Raw genomic sequence first — 3,751 nt, forward strand, 5'->3', positions numbered from 1 at the left:
TATTTTTGTAAAATGATGCGGGAGTGAAACTCAATATGCGCCGAAGATGATATTTTTTGAGTAAGCTGAATTAAATAAAAATCGCCACCAGCCAAATCCAATTTTGCAGATTTTTTAAGTTGCGCCGAAACTGTTAATAAATCCACTGGTTGAGAATCATTAAACAAGGTAACTATGGCTTCAAAAATATATTTATGCGAATCTTTATAAAAAGCATCTGGTTGCAAAATGTCAATTACCTCATCAACCCCTTTTTTATCAATCATCATGGCACCCAATACTGCTTCCTCCAAATCCAATACTTGCGGAGGCAGTTTGCCTTTTTCTAGGTTTATTATAGTAGTTTTATCTACTCTTACTGGGTTTATATTCTTGAAATTTTCCATGTTGCGAATGTAGCAATAAAATAAAAATTATTATTTTTGAATTGTAATTATAAAATGTTTATAACTATTATATTTTGTTGATAACCAAAAAAAAATCCGAAACTATAAGGCTTCGGATCAACATCATAAAAGTAGGTTTTTTATTCTTTGAATTCGCCCATTTTACTGTATTTGTCCATTCTCTGAGCTACAAGTTCTGCTGTTGATAAATCTTTTAATTCTCTGAATCCTTTGAGAATATATTCTTTCACAGATTTGAAAGCAGTAGGTTTGTCATAGTGTGCACCTCCTAGCGGTTCTGGAATAACACCATCAACTAACTTTTGAGTCAACATATCTTTGGAAGTTAATTTTAATGCTTCGGCTGCTTGCTCTTTGTATTCCCAGCTTTTCCATAAAATAGAAGAACATGATTCTGGTGAAATAACTGAATACCAAGTATTTTCCATCATGTAAACACGATCTCCAACACCTATTCCTAGTGCGCCACCTGATGCACCTTCGCCAACTATGACCGTAATAATGGGAACTTTTAAACGTATCATTTCAAAAATATTTCTTGCAATGGCTTCACCTTGACCGCGCTCTTCTGCTTCTAAACCTGGATAAGCTCCTGGTGTGTCAATTAATGTTAAAACCGGTATTCCAAATTTTTCTGCCATTTTCATCAATCGCAATGCTTTGCGATATCCTTCCGGATTTGCCATGCCAAAATTTCGGAATTGACGCATTTTGGTGTTGATTCCCTTTTGCTGACCTACAATCATAAATGACTGGTCTCCTATTCTACCCAATCCACCAATCATGGCTTTATCATCTTTAAAACCTCTGTCTCCAAAAAGTTCTAGAAAAGTATCGCCGCAAAGTGCTTTTATGTGTTCTAGTGTGTAAGGTCTACTTGGATGACGAGATAGTTGGACTCTTTGCCAAGCTGTCAAGTTTTGATATATCTGCTTTTTGGTTTCTTCTAGCTTTTTATTGATTTGCTCACAAGTAGTAGTCACATCAACATTTGATTCTTGACCTATTACTTGACATTTATCCAACTGATCTTCAAGTTCTTTTATAGGCAATTCAAAATCTAAATACTCCATAAGATTTTATTTTTGTTATTTTTAGATTAGCAAATATAGTTTTAAATTTAAAGATTGTAAAATTTAAACTCCGAAACATTGTTTTTTATAGCAATTATATCCATTAATAATGTAATGAAAAGCAAATATGTCGAGTATAATTTTTTATTAACAATCTTCATTACTGACTCGTAATTCACAATTTATATTTTACCTTTGACCTCTCATAAAAAATAAGATTATGGTTTATAAATTTAGAGTAATCCTTGACAATGAAGACGATGTTTTTAGAGATATTGCGATACTTTCAGACGACACTTTAGAAGATTTGCACAACGCTATTTTCAATTCCTTTGGATTTGATGGTATGGAAGTTGGATCATTTTACACTTGTGATGATACTTGGAATCAGGAAGACGAAATTTCTCTTTTTGATACTGGCGATGTACTTGGTGAACAAAAAATAATGAGCGATTACCAACTAGCTGATATTTTAGATAAAGAAAATACCAAAATAATATACGTTTATGATTTTATAAACATGTGGACGTTTTTAGTAGAATTGGCATCAATCGAAGAAATTTCTGTTGGTGCAATTTATCCCGAAACCATATTTTCTCATGGCGAAATGCCCGAAGATTCCGGAGAGAAAATATTTGAGTCTGATATGGAACAAGAAAATTATAATGAATTTGAAGACGATCTAGATGATGACGATTTAGATATGTTTGAAAGCGATAATAATTTTGAAGATTTTGGGTTTGAGGAGAATTGGAATTGAGTAAAGAGAAAAGAGAAAAGAGAAAAGAGCCAAGAAGCAAGAGTAAAAGTTTAAAATCTAAATTCTTCTGCGTTTTTTTTGTCTCTTGCTTCTTACATCTTGCTTCTTACATCTTGCTTCTTGTCTCTTGTCTCTTGCTTCTTTCTTCTTACATCTTGCTTCTTACATCTTGCTTCTTGACTCTTAAACTTTAATCTAAAAAAATAAAAAAATGATCAACTTATTCAATACTCATATCGAGAGTTTATCCATACACCGCGTAGGAAATAAAAGCCGCAACGAGGAAATTTTCTTATCTGACCAAACTTTTTCATTGAACGACGAAATTGTACCACTTATAAAAGAGTTTTTCCTAAAACCTTTTCGCGACAAAGAAGAAAACTATTTTCAATTTGCCCACGATGTGGATTTAGAATACAATGAAATGTACAAATTTGCACATGAAATTTTTGAAAACCCAAGCAAAACTCATGATATTTCTAAGCAAATTACGAAACATCTTTTTGAACAATCAAACCATCCACATATTAAAAATGGCGAAGTCTACGTGACGCATTTGACCAATATTTCTATTGATAATAATGTGGTTGATGCTATTGGTATTTTTAAAAGTGAATTGAAAGCTGATTTCCTGCAATTTGAGGAAAAGGGAACGGCACTGGAAATGATATTGCAACAAGGCATCAATTTAAATAAATTGGATAAAGGTTGTTTGATTTTTAATTACAAGAAAGAAGAAGGATACAAGATTTTAACGGTTGATAGCAACAGGTATGATGCAAGATATTGGTTAGAACATTTCCTTTCAGTTGATGCATTTCAAGATGAGAATTTCAAAACCAAAAAATATTTGAAATTTTGTCAAGATTTCGCCAAAGAAGTAGTGCTTCCGGCAGAAGACAAAAAGGAAGAAGTCATGTTTATGAATAGATCTGTAAACTATTTTGCTAAAAACGACGAATTTGAAGAAAGCAATTTCTTGAATGAAGTTTTAGATAATCCTGATTTAATTTCAGAATTTAAAAGCTATAAAGTCGACAAAGGTGAGAAATACAGCATTGAAGATTTAACAAGTTTTCCTATAGCCAATGCGGCCGTTTCGGATGCTAGAAGAAGCATTAAAAACGTTATCAATCTGGATACACACATTCAAATTAAATTAGATTTTATAAATCCCGAAAGTGCAGAAAAATATGTGGAAAAGGGTTGGGATGAAGAGAAGCAAATGTATTATTACTTAGTTTATTTTAATAAGGAAGAGAAATCTTAAATAATATTTCAAATAAACTTTCTCAAATGTTGATTATTAAGTAACTTAGAGCATTATTGACGGTAATATTTAAGTAACATCTTTTCAAAACATATTAAATAATCATTGTTGTCCGATAAAAAAGAAGCCAAATTAATGGCTTCTTAAAAAACATCGTAATTTTGAGTTGCAAAATTCAAATAACGATGGGCAAAAATAAGTATTTTTCGACTAAATCTGTTTTCGGACAGTTGATTTCTTT

At 31.8% G+C, this 3,751-nt stretch carries 4 protein-coding genes; 2 read left to right on the forward strand and 2 right to left on the reverse strand.

Going from position 1 to position 3,751, the window contains the following annotated elements:
* The coding region (locus RMN92_RS08185; protein ID WP_309608984.1) for a DnaB-like helicase N-terminal domain-containing protein at positions 1–386 on the reverse strand (386 nt) is incomplete at its 3' end.
* 140 nt (positions 387–526) lie between these two features.
* The gene (locus RMN92_RS08190; RefSeq protein ID WP_309608985.1) at positions 527–1,480 is read right to left on the reverse strand and encodes an acetyl-CoA carboxylase carboxyltransferase subunit alpha; all 954 of its coding nucleotides are present in this window, start codon (positions 1,478–1,480) and stop codon (positions 527–529) included.
* A gap of 220 nt (positions 1,481–1,700) precedes the next feature.
* Between RMN92_RS08190 and RMN92_RS08195 the strand changes: the two genes are divergently transcribed.
* Positions 1,701–2,240: an IS1096 element passenger TnpR family protein gene (locus tag RMN92_RS08195; protein WP_309608986.1), complete on the forward strand. Its 540-nt coding sequence runs from the start codon at positions 1,701–1,703 to the stop codon at positions 2,238–2,240.
* A gap of 211 nt (positions 2,241–2,451) precedes the next feature.
* Positions 2,452–3,510, forward strand: a complete 1,059-nt coding sequence (locus tag RMN92_RS08200; protein WP_309608987.1) for a nucleoid-associated protein — start codon at positions 2,452–2,454, stop codon at positions 3,508–3,510.
* Positions 3,511–3,751: the final 241 nt, after the last annotated feature.

Source organism: Flavobacterium sp. (assembly GCF_031363805.1).
GTDB lineage: Bacteria > Bacteroidota > Bacteroidia > Flavobacteriales > Flavobacteriaceae > Flavobacterium.